Origin of the sequence: Treponema phagedenis (genome assembly GCF_008153345.1) — a bacterium.
Taxonomy (GTDB): Bacteria; Spirochaetota; Spirochaetia; order Treponematales; family Treponemataceae; genus Treponema; species Treponema phagedenis.
On the sequence record NZ_CP042818.1, the window covers coordinates 2,766,733 to 2,784,124 of the forward strand.

General features: G+C 36.7%; 18 protein-coding genes. All 18 read right to left on the bottom strand.

Features of this window, described 5'->3' with window-relative positions; genetic code table 11:
* Positions 1-48: 48 nt before the first annotated feature.
* Entirely contained in the window at positions 49-1,011 is a 963-nt protein-coding gene (locus FUT79_RS15615; RefSeq protein ID WP_244951095.1) for a GerMN domain-containing protein, read from the bottom strand.
* A 760-nt stretch (positions 1,012-1,771) separates the two neighbouring features.
* A complete protein-coding gene (locus FUT79_RS12170) occupies positions 1,772-2,917 on the bottom strand; it encodes an aminotransferase class V-fold PLP-dependent enzyme (protein WP_002699362.1) in 1,146 nt (381 codons plus the stop codon).
* Entirely contained in the window at positions 2,910-3,122 is a 213-nt protein-coding gene (locus tag FUT79_RS12175; RefSeq protein WP_148884605.1) for a putative Se/S carrier protein, read from the bottom strand. The genes FUT79_RS12170 and FUT79_RS12175 overlap by 8 nt, the downstream gene beginning before the upstream one ends.
* On the bottom strand, positions 3,116-3,703 hold the full coding sequence (yedF, locus tag FUT79_RS12180) for a sulfurtransferase-like selenium metabolism protein YedF (RefSeq protein ID WP_148884606.1): 588 nt from the start codon (positions 3,701-3,703) through the stop codon (positions 3,116-3,118). Before yedF ends, FUT79_RS12175 begins: the two co-directional genes overlap by 7 nt.
* 3 nt (positions 3,704-3,706) lie before the next feature.
* Positions 3,707-4,711 carry a selenide, water dikinase SelD gene (gene selD / locus FUT79_RS12185; protein WP_024753182.1) on the bottom strand — a complete coding sequence of 335 codons (1,005 nt, stop codon included), beginning with the start codon at positions 4,709-4,711 and terminating at the stop codon, positions 3,707-3,709.
* Positions 4,712-5,344: 633 nt separating this feature from the next.
* Positions 5,345-6,148 (bottom strand): selenium-dependent molybdenum cofactor biosynthesis protein YqeB, encoded by an 804-nt coding sequence (gene yqeB / locus FUT79_RS12190; protein WP_002699348.1) that lies wholly within the window; start codon positions 6,146-6,148, stop codon positions 5,345-5,347.
* Positions 6,141-7,433 (bottom strand): selenium cofactor biosynthesis protein YqeC, encoded by a 1,293-nt coding sequence (gene yqeC, locus FUT79_RS15400; RefSeq protein ID WP_082048192.1) that lies wholly within the window; start codon positions 7,431-7,433, stop codon positions 6,141-6,143. Before yqeC ends, yqeB begins: the two co-directional genes overlap by 8 nt.
* Positions 7,434-7,451: 18 nt before the next feature.
* Positions 7,452-8,477 carry a sulfate/molybdate ABC transporter ATP-binding protein gene (locus FUT79_RS12200; RefSeq protein ID WP_024753181.1) on the bottom strand — a complete coding sequence of 342 codons (1,026 nt, stop codon included), beginning with the start codon at positions 8,475-8,477 and terminating at the stop codon, positions 7,452-7,454.
* Positions 8,468-9,112 carry a molybdate ABC transporter permease subunit gene (gene modB / locus FUT79_RS12205; RefSeq protein ID WP_024753180.1) on the bottom strand — a complete coding sequence of 215 codons (645 nt, stop codon included), beginning with the start codon at positions 9,110-9,112 and terminating at the stop codon, positions 8,468-8,470. The genes FUT79_RS12200 and modB overlap by 10 nt, the downstream gene beginning before the upstream one ends.
* Entirely contained in the window at positions 9,109-9,876 is a 768-nt protein-coding gene (modA, locus tag FUT79_RS12210) for a molybdate ABC transporter substrate-binding protein (protein ID WP_024753179.1), read from the bottom strand. Before modA ends, modB begins: the two co-directional genes overlap by 4 nt.
* An 8-nt stretch (positions 9,877-9,884) precedes the next feature.
* Positions 9,885-10,220, bottom strand: coding sequence for a winged helix-turn-helix domain-containing protein (locus FUT79_RS12215; RefSeq protein WP_002699342.1), 336 nt, complete (start codon positions 10,218-10,220; stop codon positions 9,885-9,887).
* A complete protein-coding gene (locus FUT79_RS12220; protein ID WP_024753178.1) occupies positions 10,217-10,720 on the bottom strand; it encodes a MogA/MoaB family molybdenum cofactor biosynthesis protein in 504 nt (167 codons plus the stop codon). The genes FUT79_RS12215 and FUT79_RS12220 overlap by 4 nt, the downstream gene beginning before the upstream one ends.
* Positions 10,699-11,139, bottom strand: coding sequence for an MOSC domain-containing protein (locus FUT79_RS12225; protein ID WP_002699340.1), 441 nt, complete (start codon positions 11,137-11,139; stop codon positions 10,699-10,701). The genes FUT79_RS12220 and FUT79_RS12225 overlap by 22 nt, the downstream gene beginning before the upstream one ends.
* Complete coding sequence (gene moaA, locus FUT79_RS12230) at positions 11,140-12,108, bottom strand: GTP 3',8-cyclase MoaA (protein ID WP_024753177.1); 969 nt, start codon at positions 12,106-12,108, stop codon at positions 11,140-11,142. It lies immediately after the preceding gene.
* A complete protein-coding gene (gene moaC / locus FUT79_RS12235; protein ID WP_024753176.1) occupies positions 12,089-12,565 on the bottom strand; it encodes a cyclic pyranopterin monophosphate synthase MoaC in 477 nt (158 codons plus the stop codon). The genes moaA and moaC overlap by 20 nt, the downstream gene beginning before the upstream one ends.
* Positions 12,562-13,533: a molybdopterin-binding protein gene (locus FUT79_RS12240; RefSeq protein WP_002699337.1), complete on the bottom strand. Its 972-nt coding sequence runs from the start codon at positions 13,531-13,533 to the stop codon at positions 12,562-12,564. The genes moaC and FUT79_RS12240 overlap by 4 nt, the downstream gene beginning before the upstream one ends.
* Before the next feature lie 30 nt (positions 13,534-13,563).
* The gene (locus FUT79_RS12245; RefSeq protein WP_024753175.1) at positions 13,564-14,508 is read right to left on the bottom strand and encodes an XdhC family protein; all 945 of its coding nucleotides are present in this window, start codon (positions 14,506-14,508) and stop codon (positions 13,564-13,566) included.
* Positions 14,509-14,835: 327 nt separating this feature from the next.
* Complete coding sequence (gene xdh, locus FUT79_RS12250; protein ID WP_081718799.1) at positions 14,836-17,385, bottom strand: selenium-dependent xanthine dehydrogenase; 2,550 nt, start codon at positions 17,383-17,385, stop codon at positions 14,836-14,838.
* Positions 17,386-17,392: the final 7 nt, after the last annotated feature.

Genomic DNA, 17,392 nt, shown 5'->3' on the forward strand with positions numbered 1-17,392 from the left:
TCTGCAATTTTGTCAAACCGAAATCAGGGTTAATCGCAGTACTCATGGTTAAAAAGAGCTTCGGGAAAGCGGCGCTGCAATCCACACGCCTTCGGCACCGAGATAATCTTTTTTCTGACCTTCGATTAAAAACTGCACTGAATTAACGGTTGAAAAAGCGGTTGCGGTGAACACAACCTGTGAAAGCTGAGCAAGATAGCCTTCTATTCCATATTGGTTAAACTGAAACTCTTCGCTAACGCTGATGGTTGCAACTCCGTCTTTTACATAAGCGCTGCGCAGCTTTGTCCCGGCGGGAATTAAGCTGCGGTAATTCTTACTCCGCTCACTTGCATTCGGCCCCTGAAAAAGCGCATTCAACGCATCTGACATCGGAGAATCGGACTTCGGCAATTCCCGCGTTGTTTCCTGCCGGGTAATTTTCCCGTCAGAATCAATATATACCCAAAAAATAGTTGTAGTACGTTTTTCCGGTTGAGGCTTTTGCACCTGTGCCGCCGTTTTCGGCTTTTGTTCCGGTTTTGCCGGCATCTGCCGCTTTTGCGTTTGCTCGGGTTTTGACACTGTGCTGCTCGGCTTTTTTTGTTCTTGAGACGGTGTTTCTTTCTTTATATTTTTGGTATCGGTTTTTTGAGCCGATTTTGCCGGCTGGTTTTTCACTTCTTTTTGATCGGGTTTTGTATCCTGCTTTTCCGGTTCTTTAACCTGCGGCTCCCGAACCGCAGGCTTGGGCTCCTCAGGCTCCTGACTACCGTCCCCCTTCGCTTCTTCTTTCTCTTCTTGTATGCTGATTTCCGGTAAAGAATCGGAAGCCTCTTTCTCCTTCTCTGTTTTCTGGTTTTTTGAAAAAAGTATATCCTTCGCCTGTGTTTTTTCAAGCACGGCTGCAATGTTATCTTTGTTTAAAAAGAAAAGAACAATAAAAAGTAAAATTAGCGCTATCCAAAAAAGGCATCCGAGCGACGCCCTGTTTTTTCTTTGTTTTGCCATGCCTGTATCATACGCTTTCATATGAGAATTTTCAAGGGTTTTGCCGGTTTATATTTAAGACTTACGTTTCATATTCTCAAATAATAGATTGCACTGAATTCTATTGCCGTGTTCTTTTGATACAACACTCCGTTTTTAATCTAACCTTATACAAATCATAATTTTTTTATAAAAGAGACCGGGGCGAAACCTTTGAATTTCTACCTTCGTTTCGCCTACGAGTTTTCCCTGTTTACGCTAGAGTATCAGGGAAAACATCGTTTTGAATTGAGCAACGGTGAGTAAACTTACCATAGGCATACTGTAATTTTCGAATCGTACCTGCCCATTATTGGAACGGCAGGTAAAACATCACTTCTGCATGGAAGCGCCGCCTCCCCGTAATTTTTAATACCCTTGCTCAAATCACGGTTACGAGTTTTAAAACTTCACAAACTGCCGTGCTTTAAAACATCTCAGCGGCGTGGAAGTGCAGGGGCCTGTTCTGATTTTTCTATTTATAGCAGCTTACTACAGGCATACAAAATTCTGTAAGCCCATACTGTTGACGCTCCCTATTAGTATAGCGTTTTGTAATTAACTTCCTGTTATAAAAATTGGAGTATTAACAATAAGGGGCTGCGGATTTAAGCATTACTATGGTAAATTGCTCACCGTTGCGCCGTGTCGAGCTCTTTTTTATAAAACTTTTTACGTTTTTGATAAGATGTATTAAAAAAATTTAATCGACTTATTAAAAAAACGTTATATTAGTATAAGAGAATCAATTACTGAACGCATACTATTTCATTTCACAAAGTATTTTCAGTAATTGATCCGCTTCTTCTTTTGTGTTAAATGTTGAGAAAGATACCCGCACCATTCCCCGTTCGTATGTTCCCATTGCCTTATGATAGAGCGGAGCGCAGTGCAAGGCAGGTCTTGTTGCTATCTGTCCTTTTTCCCACAGATAATCGGATACTTTTTTTGATGCGTAGTTTTTATAATTAAAAGATACTATGCCGCCGTTATTTTCTATTTCATTATAGAGCACAGCTCCTGTAAGATTTTTTAAATTTTCGTATACATATTTTGCAAGATCTTTATTATGTTTTTCTATTTTTTCTATACCGTATTTTTTTACGTATCGAACTCCTTCAAGTAAACCCGCATTTGAATGCACATTGATTGTTCCGTACTCAAATATGTCGGGCATTTCTTCTAGTGTTTTTAATTTTGAGTTTCCGCCGCCGCCGGTAAAAACTTCATGCAAGTCAAAATCTCCTACTCTGATTATTCCGCCCGTGCCTTGCGGGCCGTATAAACCTTTGTGTCCTGTAAAGCAAAAAATTGTTTTTGGATATTTACCTTTGTTAAATTTTATATTGATTACGCCGGCACTTTGGGCGGCATCAATTATGAGATATAAATTATTCATAAGGCAAAAATCATATACCACTTGTAAATTTGTAACAATTCCGCTGACGTTTGACATATGGGTTATAACCACAGCTTTTGTTGTAGGCCGAATAAGTTTTTCTAAAAAGCTGAGGTCAATTTCTCCCTTGTCGGTTAAGGGTAAAAATGATATTTCCACTCCTAAATTATTAAGATGATACAAGGGTCTTAAAACAGAGTTGTGTTCTGCGAGTGAAGTTATCACATGGTCGCCGCTTGCCAAAATTGAATTAAGACTCAAGTTCAGCGCTGTTGTTACATTGCTCGTAAGTGCAATATTTAACGGTTCATCTATTCCAAAAAATTCCGCCAATTCACTTCTCAGGGTATAAATTTTTCTTAAAGAGTTTACACTCATATCATAGGTTCCCCTTGAAGGGTTGGCGAAAGCCTGGGAGTTTATACTATCGCGTACCGCATCTCCCACCTCTTTCGGCTTTATTAATGTTGTTGATGAGTTATCAAAATAAATTATGTTACCATCATCCATAAAAATAAATCCCGTCTATGTCTTCTTCTTTCATTATTTTTATAACTTCCTCATAATTTTTTTCCCACACTTTCAGTGCAAACCCGCAATCACTTTTTATTTCATTCGGTACCGTTATTAACCTTGTATTAAATTTTTCGGTTTTCGCTTCATTAGCAACCGCACGGTTTGATGATTTAAAAGTTATCAGATAATAGCCTAGCATGGCTTAACTGTTTTTTTGCTTATCATTAAATCAACTATGGTATCCATATTTGTAATACTTCCGACGCACAGCGAATCTTTTACGTTATAGTTTTCAAGACAAAGCCCGCAAGATAAAATTTTTGTTCCCTTCGCTTCCATGCTTTTTAAATCTTCAATAGTGTTTTTATTTACGGTTGTAAGTCTTACCCCTTTGTTGTAACAGATGATATGCGTCGGGATTTTGTCTTTTTGCGATAACGAATACACAAACCCTTCAAGAAGTTTTTTTGAAAAATCTTCATCTCCGACCCCGAGTCTATCTGATGAAAACACTACAATAAATTCATCACCTTCATTGCTCATCTTTGTTTCCTCCGATCGCACTTCTCCTGTTTTTGTGAAATAAACATTGTAATCTTTTTCTTCCTTTGTTACTTCTACTTTAAATCCGAGTTGAGAAGCTAACTTGGAAAGATTTTGAGTTGCTATTTCATTATCAACAATTACCAGTATCGTATCCGGATTTTTTTCACTTATCAATTTTTTTGTAAGTATTACCGGCCGCGGACATAAAAGTCCTCTTGCATCAATTTTTTCCATAAATTACCTCACTATTATTTTTTTATTTTCCTTCGGCACAATTTCGCCGATTATACTTGCATCAATAGCATTGCCTACAAGATCCTCGCAAAGTTTTTTTGCATCTTCTTTTGCAACGCTTATTAAAAGTCCCCCTGAAGTTTGAGGATCAAATAAAATTTCTTCCATTGCAAAGTCATTAATTTGAAAATCAACAAGAGATTCAAAACTGTTTCTGTTTCTCTGTCCTCCTGCGGTAAATAAAAATTCGCTTGCAGCTTTTTTTGCACCCTGTAAAACTTTAATGTCCTTTGTATTGATTATTGCAGTTTCATGCACCATCTCCGACAAATGTCCTATGAGCCCGAAACCAGTAACATCGGTGAGAGCTCGCACCGCATAGTTTTTTATAATTTCAAGGGCATATTTATTAAGAGTACGCATTGAAGCAACCGCAGCTTTAAAATCTTCTGCATGTATTTCTCCGACACTCATGCCGCTTGACAGAAGCCCTACCCCTAGAGGTTTTGTTAAGACTAACATATCTCCGATTTTCGATGTATTGTTTTTATAAATCTTATCAGGATTTACAACACCGAGAACACAGAGTCCGTACTTTATTTTAGGGTCATGGATTGAATGGCCGCCAACCAAGGCAACCTCTGCTTCTTTTAATTTTGATGCCCCGCCTTTTAGAATGTCTTCCAAGATTGCCTTATCTTCATCTTCAGGAAAGCACACAAGGTTGAGTGCGGCGACAGGTTCCGCTCCCATTGCATACACATCCGATAGAGCATTAGCTGCCGCAATTTCACCGAATATAAAACCGTCTTCCACCATTGGGGGAAAAAAATCCGCCGTTAAGACAACCGCAATTTCATCACTGAGTTTTATAACCGCCGCATCTTCATTGCCCGAAAATCCTTCAAGAATTTCTTTACGATTAAAAACATCAATGCTTTCTAAAATTTTTTCAAGGGATCCTGCCGCAATTTTTGCATTACAGCCGCCGCAAACATTAAGTTTCATATTATCACCGCCTCTATAATATCACTATTTCTCCTTTTGCGCAAGCTAAAATTTACTTAAATTTTTATGTTTATATAATCTTTCGGATAAAACTAAACTGCTCGTCTGTTTTGCAGTTTCAGAAAAATCCGGACTTCCATTACTGCAGCGTTCTGTAATTAACTTCCTGTTATACAAATCTGAGCACCAACAATGAGAACTTCCGGATTCAGCATTCCTATGGTAAATTACTCACCGTTGCGAAATTCCAAACGATGTTTTAAAGCATCAACATAAAACTATAAAATTGAAGCTTTAAAACTCGTTGGCGAAGTTACAGTAAGTTTTCAAAACTTCGCCCTATGGTAAATTGCTCACCGTTGCGCCGTGTCGGACTCCTTTTTATAACAGGGAGTTTTAAAACTCGTGGTTTAAATTTTTTTCACCGGACGTCAAAAATCAGAACGGGCACGGACGCCCGTGGTTCCACGCAGCAGCGATGTTTTAAAAGCACAAACTTTTTCCAAGTGCTTTTAAAACTCGTGGTTTAGTTTTTGCCACGGACGGCAAAAACTAAACCGGAGCTCTTTTTTATAAAATTGTCTTGGTTTGTATACAATATTAAAAACGGGGAGCTTATCAAAAAACGCTGTATTAGGATGCTGCATTGTTTTTTATTTTTAACACCATGATGGCTTCCAACACTGCCCCTCCGATTGCTCTCGCCTTATCTGAAATTGTATTGCAGTCTGTTTTTTCTCTCGGGTCAACATCCGCTATTTTCATTCCTTTAAAAACCTTATACTCATTTTTTATTAAGCCGCGTAAAACCCCCGCTATTTTAGCTTTGATTTCATAGTCATCCACCACGGCGATTACCTCATCTGTATGAACAATATCGCCGATGTTTTTTAAATTAGTAATAACGCCTTCAGCCGGAGAATGTATAACCCTTTCCGCACTGAACCCCATGATGGCTCCCGGTATTCCCGTATTTTTTTCTGCTCCTCCGCTAAATATGAGGCGCCCTAAATTATGTCCTCTATTAGTTTCTATTCCAATATGACAATCTTTACCTGCGGTAAAACCCGGACCGAGCGCCACCACTCCTTTTGCCATTTGCATACCGGTTCCTAAATTTTTTTTTGCAAGAATTGCATCAACCATAAAATCAACTTTTATGCGTTTTAATGTCTCACAATTTTCATCTACAATTATCGCTACTTTATTTTTTTTCCATGCGTCGTGTATGTCCGATATGGTTTTACATAGTACGGCTTCAATGTCTTCAACCGTAGCCGTGCCTTCATATACGGCTTCGCATAACGCAACACTTCGTCTAATGGCACTTGGAGTTTTGCATTCAAGAGCAAGAACTTTAAAACCTGATCTATGCAGTTTTTGAATTACGCCTGTTGCAATATCGCCCGCACCTCTTACAGCAATTACTTCATCCATTTAATGCCTCTCGGTAATCATTTTCATCATCGATATCAATAGCTTCTCTTTTATTTTTGATGAGGACTGCTTTATGATTGTCCTCTTTTATTAGTTTAACTCCGCCTTCATCCGCTGTTAAATTGAGTAAATCGTTTTTGTATTTGTTCGGAAAAATCATTGGCCCTCCGCGTTTTTTTCCATACACGGGATGAACTATTACATGAGGATTTAAATTAAATTCTCGCAGTAATTTTTTAACAGTCGTTTCACTAATAAATGGTTGATCGGATACAAAAAACATATAGCCCTTTGAATTAAGATTTGTCAGTCCTGATTTTATTGACTCACTCTTTCCAAGAAAAGCTGTCGGATTTTCTTTTACAACTATTCCACGTTTTTGTCCATAGTTTCGTATATCCTCATCATTGGTTATTAGAATTTTATCTTTAAAATCAAACTTGGATACTAAGTCAAGCACGTATTCATAAAGTTTTTTCCCATGCAAATTTACTTTCAATTTATTATCGCCAAATCTTTTAGAAAAACCGCTTGCCAATATTATTGCACTAATTTCATTGGCATTGAGTACATCAAACACCAACCTTCCTAAAATAAATTTAATATTTTCAAACTCATCTTCAAATTCTTTTATTACGCTCTGAATTTTATTTACCTCGTTTTTTTCTTTAACGCAATCCATTTTAGTAAAGTATAAATATTTTTTGCCTTTGAAGTTTTTGAAAATACCGTACGGAGACGCTATAATGTTTTTATAAATCTCTTTTGTCATGCTTCCCTTAAAATTAAATTCATTTTTAAAAGCATCTGATTCATAAATATTACTTTCGGTAATTTCTTTATCATAAATGTCTATTGGTATTACGCCAATTGTTTTAGTTGTTCCGTTCAAAATTACCGGCTCATTTTCTTTCCATGCTTTTAATGGCAACTGTTTTGATCCGTCTGCTTCTATTAAGATATAATCAAAATCTTCTTTTATGCTTTCTAAATCATTATCGTTAATTCCGTAAAGTTTCTTATTTTTGATAGATGATGATAGGATAACTAAACTGTTTTTTTTAATATCATTTTTTTGTTTATGGTATGTTTTTAAATCGGTAAACAAAAATTCATTTTTATCCGGCTTAACATCGGCAGACAATTTTGTTGAACTGGTTAAAAGAACTTTGCCGTGCATTTTAAGTTCTCGCGCCAAAGTAAATAAGAGCGTGGTTTTTCCACCGGAGCCTGTTATGGACACAATATCTTTTTTATGTATATTAAATTTTTTATAAAGCTCCATACGATTTTTCCTTAATAATTATAAATCCAAGAATAGTAAATCATCATATTTATAATACAGTATTATCTCTTTGTTAATATTTTTATTTAAGTACGCAAGAGTATCACCATGTATATTAAACTCAAGTAGTATGGTTTTATTATTAACGGATAATATTCCGATTAGTTTTTCTATGTCAGAGATAAGATTTTTTAAAATTCCTTTAACTGCAAACGCGTCATGTATGCTATCAAGATAAAAGCATTCGGCTCTCAGTGAAACGCAGGGAGTATTTATGTTTTTTGATAGGTTTATGTTATAGTCTACGAGCGTCGGCATACCGTCAACAAGATTAACCGCACTGAAATTTTTATGTCCTAATATTTTTGCCGACTCAATATTTTTAGGATGTTTTATTATATTCTTTGAACCGAAGTCTACTACTTTACCGTTGGAAAGAATTAAGATTTCATCACTAAGTCTATATGCCTCATTCTTATTATGTGTAACAATTATCCGAGGTATATCAAAGTCTTTTAAAAAACTTATAATTTCCTGTTCCATATCCCATTTCAAATTAGTGTCAAGCGCAGAAAAAGGTTCATCCAATAATATTATGCTTGGATTTGTAGATATTATTCTTGCAAGAGCGACTCTTTGTTTTTCACCTCCACTTAAATCTTTCGGATACCTGTCTTTTAAATGATACACTCTAAACTTTTTTAACAAGTCATGTGCGGTGCTTATTTTATCTTTGCCTTTCATAAAATAGGTTAAGTTTTTCTCTACCGTAAGATGAGGAAACAAGGCAAGACTCTGAAACATATAACCGACACCTCTGTCTTTTGAATCAATGTTAATATTAGTGTCCGTATTATACAGCATCCTATCCGATACCTTAATGTAGCCCTTATCCGGTTTTATCAGACCTGCAATTGATTTCAGTGTTAGAGATTTACCCGATCCTGAATGTCCGAGAATACCCAAGGTTTTTGTTTTTGTTTTAAACGATACATCAAGGCTAAAATTTTTATAATCTTTTTTGATACTGATTTCTATCGCCATTTTTTCATTCCAAAAGTATTGAGGAGTATTATAAAAATAAAACTCAAGGTTATTATCACAAGAGAATACTTTAATGCCAACATCTTATTTCCTGCTTGTACCGCACTATATATTGCGGTAGATACTGTTTGAGTTCTGCCGACAATATTTCCGGAAATCATTATTGTTGCACCGAATTCGCCTATAGCCCTTGAAAAGGATAAAACGATTCCCGCAAGCAATCCGTCTTTTGATAAGGGTAAAAGAATTTTCCAAAATATTTTTCGTTTATTCATGCCAAGCGTTTTTGCTGCATCCAAGTATTCTTTATCAACTTGTAAAAACGATCCAAGGGCTGTTCTATACATTAGCGGAAAACTTACCACAACCGCCGCTATCACTGTTGCCCAATACGAAAAAACTATTTGGAAATTGAGCAAGTTATATATCGGCGCAAAGACTCCTCGTGCGCCGAAAAACATGAGCAATAAAAACCCGACAACGGTTGGAGGAAGTACTAACGGTAAAGTAAATATTCCGTCAAATAATGCTTTGTATTTTGTTTTCATAACAAAGTTAGCGGCAAAAATCCCTAAGAAAAATGTTATGAATGTGGAAATTATTCCTGTCTTAACCGATATTTGAAGCGAACTCATTTTACTTTAAATCCGTATTTTTCGTATACTTTTTTTGCGTCATCCGATTTTAAATATGCAAAAAATTTTTGTACCTCTGTTTTGGATTCGCTACCCTTTATTATGGCTATGGGATAATTGACAGGACTATGTGTTCCTTCGGGAGCGGTGTCCAAAATATTTATCTTATCTTTTTCGATAAAGGCATCTGTCTTATAAACCGTTGCACAATCCACATTGCCGCTTACAACCCAATCCAGAGACTGTCGTACATCAGCAGAACTTACCATTTTAGTTTTTACAAAATCAAAATTTCCGATCTTTGTAAAAATTTCTTTACTGTATGCTCCCACCGGAACAGATTCTGGGTCAGCAATCGCAATTTTTTTAACATCGCTGTCTTGAATAGTTTTAAACGTCAGAATTGTTTTTGAGTCTTTCGGTGTTATCAACACAACTTCATTTTCCAATAGTTCAAATCTGGAGTTTTTATCTATCAGATTCTTTTCTTCCAACCTGTTCATCTGTTTATCCGCAGCCGAAAAGAAAATATCACAAGGGGCATTTTCTTCAATTTGAGCTTGTAATGTCCCCGAGCCTGCAAAGTTTGCAAGTATTTCTATGTTATTATCTTTTTTATAAATATCGATAATTTCCTTTATTGCATCTGTCAATGATGCCGCCGCCGATATAAAGATTTCTTTTTCTTCCGTTCGCTTATTCTCATTGCAAGCGGTAAATAAAAAAATCACAGTTAAAATTGTTAGTAGTATTTTCCTTGTCATATTGTCTCCTAAAAATATTTGTTAAAAATTTTTTCCGAATAAGATTTTACCTCTTCTTCAAACTTTTTATAATTTTCTAAAAACTGTTCCGCATATTCTGTAAGTGTACTTTCTCCTCCGGTTATACCTCCTGATTTTCTATCAACTATTTTTGAACCAAGTTCTTTTTCCATATTCCCTATCATCTTTAATGCCTTGGAATAGGACAGCCCCATTTTTTGTGCTGCTGTTTTTATTGCGCCTTCTTTTTTTATTAAGGTTAATAAATCATACACGCCGGGGCCGAAAAATTTATTCTCATTAACCAGTGTTATTTTGATATAATGATTAAACTTATTTTTCATCTGCTATCATCAACCTTTGCGCAATCATTTTTTTCATTGGTCAGTATTTTTAACGCATGAGGAATTGCAGTGATAATAAACCCTAAGTTTTCAACCGCAGCTTTCGGACTGCCCGGTACATTAAGTATTAAGGTGTGATTTCTAATCACGGATACTGCCCGCGATAAAATTCCGAAGGGAGTTATTTCCAATGACCGCCTCCTCATCTCTTCTCCAAAACCGGGTACAATTTTGTCTGCAATTTTAAGTGTCGCTTCCGGAGTAACATCTCTTTTATTAAAACCGGTACCACCGTTTGTGATAACTAAATTTACCTTTTGAGAATCGGAAATTTCAATTAGTAAATTTGAAATGGGATTAATTTCATCCGGTACAATATCATAACCGCAAACTTCAAAAGAATGCTCAGTAAGAAAATCTCTTAATGCAGGGCCGGTTAAATCTTTTTTATTTTCATAGTAGCTGCTATCGCTCACGGTTATAATATGGACTTTAAACATACCGCATCACCTTTTTTTATTGCGCCGCCCTGTATAACTTTTGAAAAAACACCTTCTTCGGGCATTATACATCTTCCTACGATATCTTTAATCTCACAGCCTTTATGGCAATCCTTACCGATTTGCGTTACTTCCAACTCCGCATTGGAAATAATAATCCTATCGCCTATTTTTATTTTTGAAAAATCTATTCCCGATATGAGTAAGTTTTCTCCAAAGATTCCATGTTCCATTGGTATTTTTATCGTATCCTTAAATTGTAAAAAACTTTCATACGATAAAAGACTCACCTGTCTATGCCAGTTTCCTCCGTGTGCATCATTTTCTATTCCGAAATTTTCTATGAGATTTGCCTCTGTAACTTCTTTTTTAACGGTTTGTCGTTTCGGACTTATATTAATTGAAATCAGTGTTCCCATTTAACCTCCTAATTCATTCATGCTATATGAACTTTCGCTTTTTTTGTTAAATATATTTTCCATCGGTTTTAGCAGTATTTCCTGCGTAACCCTTTTTAGAAATTCATCTTTCGTTATGCTTCCGTCAATATAATCAAGCGTACTAAATCCGGTATCATAACATAAGCAAAATACAATTTTGCCGTCGCTGTCTAATCGTATTCTGTTACAGTTTTTGCAAAACGAATGTCCAAGCGCATCTATAAAACCTATTTTTATTTTCAAGTTATCATAGGTAAAATATTCTGCAGGCCCATTGCCGAGTTTTCCGTTATATCTTTTTTTATTTTTATAAACCTTGGATACAACGCAGTCAATTTCTTCTCTTGAAAATTTATTATACGCCTTTCCGTTTCCCATAGGCATAAGTTCAATAAATCGTAAAATTAGATTATTATCTTCCGCAAACGTAATAAGATTTAAAATTTCTTTATCATTAAATCCCCTGATGAGTACCGTATTAAGCTTTATATTTTTATACCCTCGTTTTAAAAGCAGCCTAATATTTTCTTTTAAGTTTTGAAGCTCTCCTCCAGTTATGTATTTATACATACTATCGTTTAGAGAATCAATGGATATGTTAACGCCGTCCATATAATTAATAATTTCATCAATATATTTATCAATTAAAAGTCCGTTGGTTGTAAGTGTTATCTTTGTAAATTTTTTACTCTCTTTTAAAGATTTTACTAAATCCATTGTATCCTTTCTTACCAGCGGTTCCCCTCCCGTAATTTTTATTTTTTTTATCCCAACCTCGCTAAGCGCTAATAATACTTTTTCATAATCTTTTATTTTAAGCAAACTTTCTTTATACACTCCGCATTCGGGCATACAGTATTTACATCTCAGATTACAATTCTTTGTAAGTGAAACTCTTATATAGTCTATTTTTCTGTTAAAGGAATCTTTAAGTTCTATTATACTCACCGCTTTTGCCGCCTGATTTGTGAACTAGCTTTATATCGGATATTACCATTGAACGATCGAGCGCTTTTACCATATCGTAAATGGTTATAAGAGCAATTGACACTCCTGTTATAACTTCAATTTCAATACCTGTCTTTGCATAAATCTCCGCTTCGCATACGGCAATAACGGAATGCTCAGTTTCATCCAACTCAAAACTCAACGCCAGTTTTTCAGTATTGATAGGATGCGTCATTGGAATTAAATCGGAAGTTTTTTTTGCAGCCATTATTCCCGCAACTTGCGCAACAGTCAGTACATCGCCTTTTTCAATTTCTTTATTTTTTATTTTCTCAAAGACATTGTTATTCATCGTAATTTTTCCGCACGCAACAGCTTTTCTTTTGGTAACGCTTTTATTCGAAATATCAACCATTCGTGCATTGCCCCTTTCATCAAAATGAGTCAGTGTATTCACAGTAATCCTCCATGCCCTAAAGAAATCAAATATTCTTTGGTAATTATTTCTCCTGCCGCAATCTTTGGCAAAATTAAATCAAAGACAGTTTTTTTATTAAATATAATAGAGCCGGGCAAGCCCAAAACTGCAGTCCGATTTTTATGCGCAACTAAAAACATTGCCCCCGGAAGTACCGGCGTCCCATACGAAACCACATGATCGGCATAAGCTTTTATTGCACCGGGAGTTAAATCATCGGGGTCTACACTCATTCCTCCCGTGCATAAAATTAAATCGCAGTTTTTTTTATCTGCTGCGCGTATTTCAGTTAGAATACTGTCTATATCATCTTTAGAATAACTGTGATGTATAATTTCAAAATCAAAAGGAAGCAATTTTTCAGTAAGCACCTCTTTAAATCCGTCTTTAATTTTCCCGCTGAATACTTCAGAACCGGTTGTAATAATTCCAACCCTTTGTTTTTTATACGGTAAAACTTTGAGTATGTGTTCACCTTGCGCACTATCGAGGCAGTTTTTAATTTTTTCCTTTTTTATAATAAGCGGAATAGCCCGCGTCCCTGCCAACACATCTCCTTCTTTAATTACAGAATCATTATACTTAGTTGCAATCATAACATCGGGCATTGAATTAATTGTATGTAAAAGTTTAACATTAACTTTAAGAAGCCCGTCAATTTCTGAAATTAAATTTATTCTTCCTTCAGATACATCCGATAGTCTAATGTTTTCTCCCGCGCAAATCCCTGCAAGAATTCTTGCAGCATCTTCCTCATGGTAGTGCGTATCATCAAGCTCATAAACATAGACATGCTCTTTGCCCATTGATAAAAGCACTTCTATATCTTCTTCTTTTATAACATGTCCCCTTTTGAATCTTGCGCTCTTGCTTTTACCAGGAATGATTTGAGTGAGATCGTGAAATAAAATTTTTCCCACCGCATCTTTTGTCTGTATTACTTTCATTATTTACCTTCCATAAAAAACATTGCGGAATCATCGGAGCGGAGCAGCTCTATACTCGCCGATAATTTCAGCGGCAATACTGATTGCAATTTCTTCGGGCGTTTGTGCACCTATATCAAGTCCTATCGGAGAATGAATTTTATCAAGCATTGTTTTAGAGTACTTATCTGAAATGTTTTTAAACATAAGCGCCACCTTCCGCTTGCTTCCAATTACACCAATATATTGAGGATTTTTTTCAAGAACTTTTTCTAAGACTATGCTATCCGATGTATGTCCTCTTGTAATAATACAGACATAATCATCAGAAGTTATATTGACGGTATCAATATCTTCATAGCCAATCAAAATTCTTTTAGAGTTTGGAAAATCTTTCTCTTCTAAAAATTCAGCTCGCTCTTCTACCACAACGCTGTTTAATTTTAGGAAATCTAAAATCTTAACAAATGCTTTTGAAACATGCCCTCCTCCAAAAACAAATACTTTTATTGAATCTTTCACTAAAAGCTGAAAAGAATTTCCGGAAATAGTTTCATTCGGAAAAATTTCTCCGTCAATATTCGCAAATATGTTTAAGCGTTCTAAATCAAAAATCAGTTTGGTTTCTTTTTCTTTATAATTTTCAATTAGCCGATTAAATATTTCCAAATAAATTTTATTTTTTGTATCAATATATTTTAAAAATATTTTATTTGAACCGCCGCATACCATACCGATTGAAGCGGCCGTATTGTCGGTTAAAATATATTCTTCTATCGACGAGGAATTTTCTTCTATGAGAGATTTTGCTTTTTTAATAGCTTCATTTTCTATAGCTCCGCCTCCGATTGTTCCTTGTGCCAAACCGTTTTGTGTTACAATCATAGATGCTCCAACCTCTCTTGGAGATGATCCCTTCTTATCTATAATCGTTGCAATTACAAAGGGTGTAGTTTTTAAAAACAACTCCCTTGCAAAAACAAATGTTTCTATCATAGAATTCTCACCTTCTCATTACTGCCCAATCAAATATGGACAAGTTTTTTAGTATGATTAAAAACTCAAACTCTTATTACACCTCGTGTACCGTTTTTTTATAACTCGATCCGTTTTTTATACATCTTACAAAAATCAAGACAATTTTATAAAAAGAGATCGACACGGCGCAACGGTGAGCAATTTACCATAGGAATGCTGAATTTGCAAGCTATCATTGCTCGTACTTCGATTACTAACAGCAACGTAATTACAAAACGTTACACTAGAGGTTCATGCCCTGATAAAAACTTCCTATGCATTTTTTCATAGGAAGTTTTTAATTTATTATTTCTTATACGCCGTTTCTTTTAACGGTAAATTTGTTCTGAATTTTTTATCAAAGGCATAGTATGCGCCTGCCGCCGCCGGAGCTGTCGGAATGGTTGTAATTTCCCCTACTCCTATTGCACCGTACGCTTCTTTTATTCCCTCTTTCTCCACGATTATTGAATGAACCTTGGGACTGTTTGTTGCTTTTAAAAGCCCTAAGGTTCCGTACTTAACTTTCGGAACGCTATTTTCCAGCGGAAAGTCTTCCGTTAGCGCATAGCCGAGCCCCATCACTACTCCGCCTTCAATTTGCCCTTCAAGCGCTTTTTTATTAATCGCCCGTCCGATCCCGTGGGCGGCATATACGTCTGCCACCTTTCCGCCATCATCAAGTATTACCACCTGTGTTGCATACCCATAGGCTAAGTGAGATTTAGGATTTTCTTTAGGCGAGCCGAGCGGATCCGTCGGATCAAAATATTCATAAAAATATTCTTTACCCTCAAGCTCTTCCAAGCTTGAATTTTTGAGGTCTTCTAAAAGAAGAGCGGCAGCACCTCTGCAAGCTTCTCCGGTAATAAGAGTGTGCCTTGAACCTGAGGTTGTTCCAGAATCGGGAGAGTCTTTTGAATTAACAACCATAAACTTTACCTCATGTTTTTTAAGCCCAAGTGTTTCACAGGCTATTTGCACAAGAACGGTTGCTATTCCCTGTCCGATATCCGTTGCGCCTGAATATATTTCTACCGTTTTATCTTTTACCACAAGCTTACACCGTCCTTTATCCGGCAGCCCGACTCCTACTCCGGCATTTTTCATAGCGCAGGCAATTCCCGCTCTGTCTTTATTTTTTTCGTATACCTCTTTTACCGCAAGCAAGGTTTCAACAAGAGACGTTGAGGGGTCTGTTATTTGACCGTTCGGCAACACCTGCCCCGGTCTTATTGCATTTCTGTATCGGATTTCCCACGGGCTTATTCCTACTTTTTCCGCAAGTATGTTTAATAAACTTTCAATGGCAAAACAACTTTGACAAACTCCGAATCCTCTAAAGGCACCCGCAGGAGGATTATTTGTATAGAGTCCGTATCCGTTAATTTCCGTGTTTTGATAGTTGTACGGACCTACCGCATGCGTACACGCTCGTTCCAAAACCGGCCCGCAAAGCGAAGCATAGGCACCCGTATCAAAATAGATATCGGCTTTCATTCCCTGCAATATTCCGTTTTCATCACAGCCGATTGTAAACTCCGCTTCCATCGGGTGCCGTTTCGGATGCGTGTTAATGCTTTCCTGCCGTGTAAGTTTAACCTTTACCGGCCGCTTGAATTTATCCGCTGCAAGAGCCGCATGCGGTTGAACGGACATATCTTCTTTGCCGCCAAAGCCGCCGCCCACAAGCATGTTTTCAACAACAATCCTCTCAGGCTCCCACCCGAACATTATAGCGATTTCTTTTCTTGTATCGTAAACACTTTGATCGGAAGAGTATACTTTCACTCCGTTATTGTATGGAAATGCCACCGAACATTCCGGTTCGAGAAAAGCATGTTCGGTAAACGGTGTGGTAAATTTATCCGTTACAATGTATTTAGAGTTTTCCAATGCTTTTGCGGCATCTCCTCTCGCAACATGTTTTTCCGCGCACATATTTCCTTTTTCGTGCAGTTTCGGAGCATCTTCACTAAGTGCCTGTTTGATTGTGCTGACCGGTGTATGAACTTCATACTCAACCTCAATTAAGCTTAAGCCTTTAAGAGCCGTCTCATCATCTTCGGCAACCACAAGCGCAAGATCATCTCCGACATATCTTGTAAAGTCTCCTTCAGCGATAAATACGTCCCAGTCCTGAATAATATGTCCGATTTTATTATGGGGCACATCTTTTGCCGTAAGAACACCGATAACACCTTCAAGTGCTTCCGCTTTTTCGGTATTGATGCTTAAGACTTTCGCCCGCGGATATTTTGATTTCAGCAGTCTTCCGTATGCCATGTTCTCAAGGTAAAGATCATCGGTATACATTCCCGTTCCCAAAACCTTATCATAAGAGTCTATCTTAATAGTGTTTGTTCCGACACCTGTTTTTTCATCTTCTTTTTCAATTGACTTTCTGTTATGTAATATATCCGAAGACAGTTGTATCGCCTCAATAATTTTAACATATCCGGTACATCTGCATATATTGTTACGGATTGCGTGGCGTATTTCTTCTTCTGTAGGATTATCATTTGTATCATTCAGTGCTTTTGCAGCTATAACCATTCCCGGAATACAAAATCCGCATTGAACGGCTCCCGCAATACTAAAGCTATGAGCATATACTTCCTTTTCCCAATCACTCAAACCTTCTACGGTGATTATAGTTTTCCCGACACTCTTCGCTACAGTAGGAATGCACGCCTTTGTCGGCTTTCCGTCAATTAAAACAGTACAAGTACCGCAAGCACCTTCACTGCATCCGTCTTTTACCGAAGTGAGCCGTAAATCATCTCGTAAAAAACGAATAAGTTTTTTATCTTTGTCCGTCTTGTAATTTAAGCCGTTAATGTTTAACTCGTACACTATACCA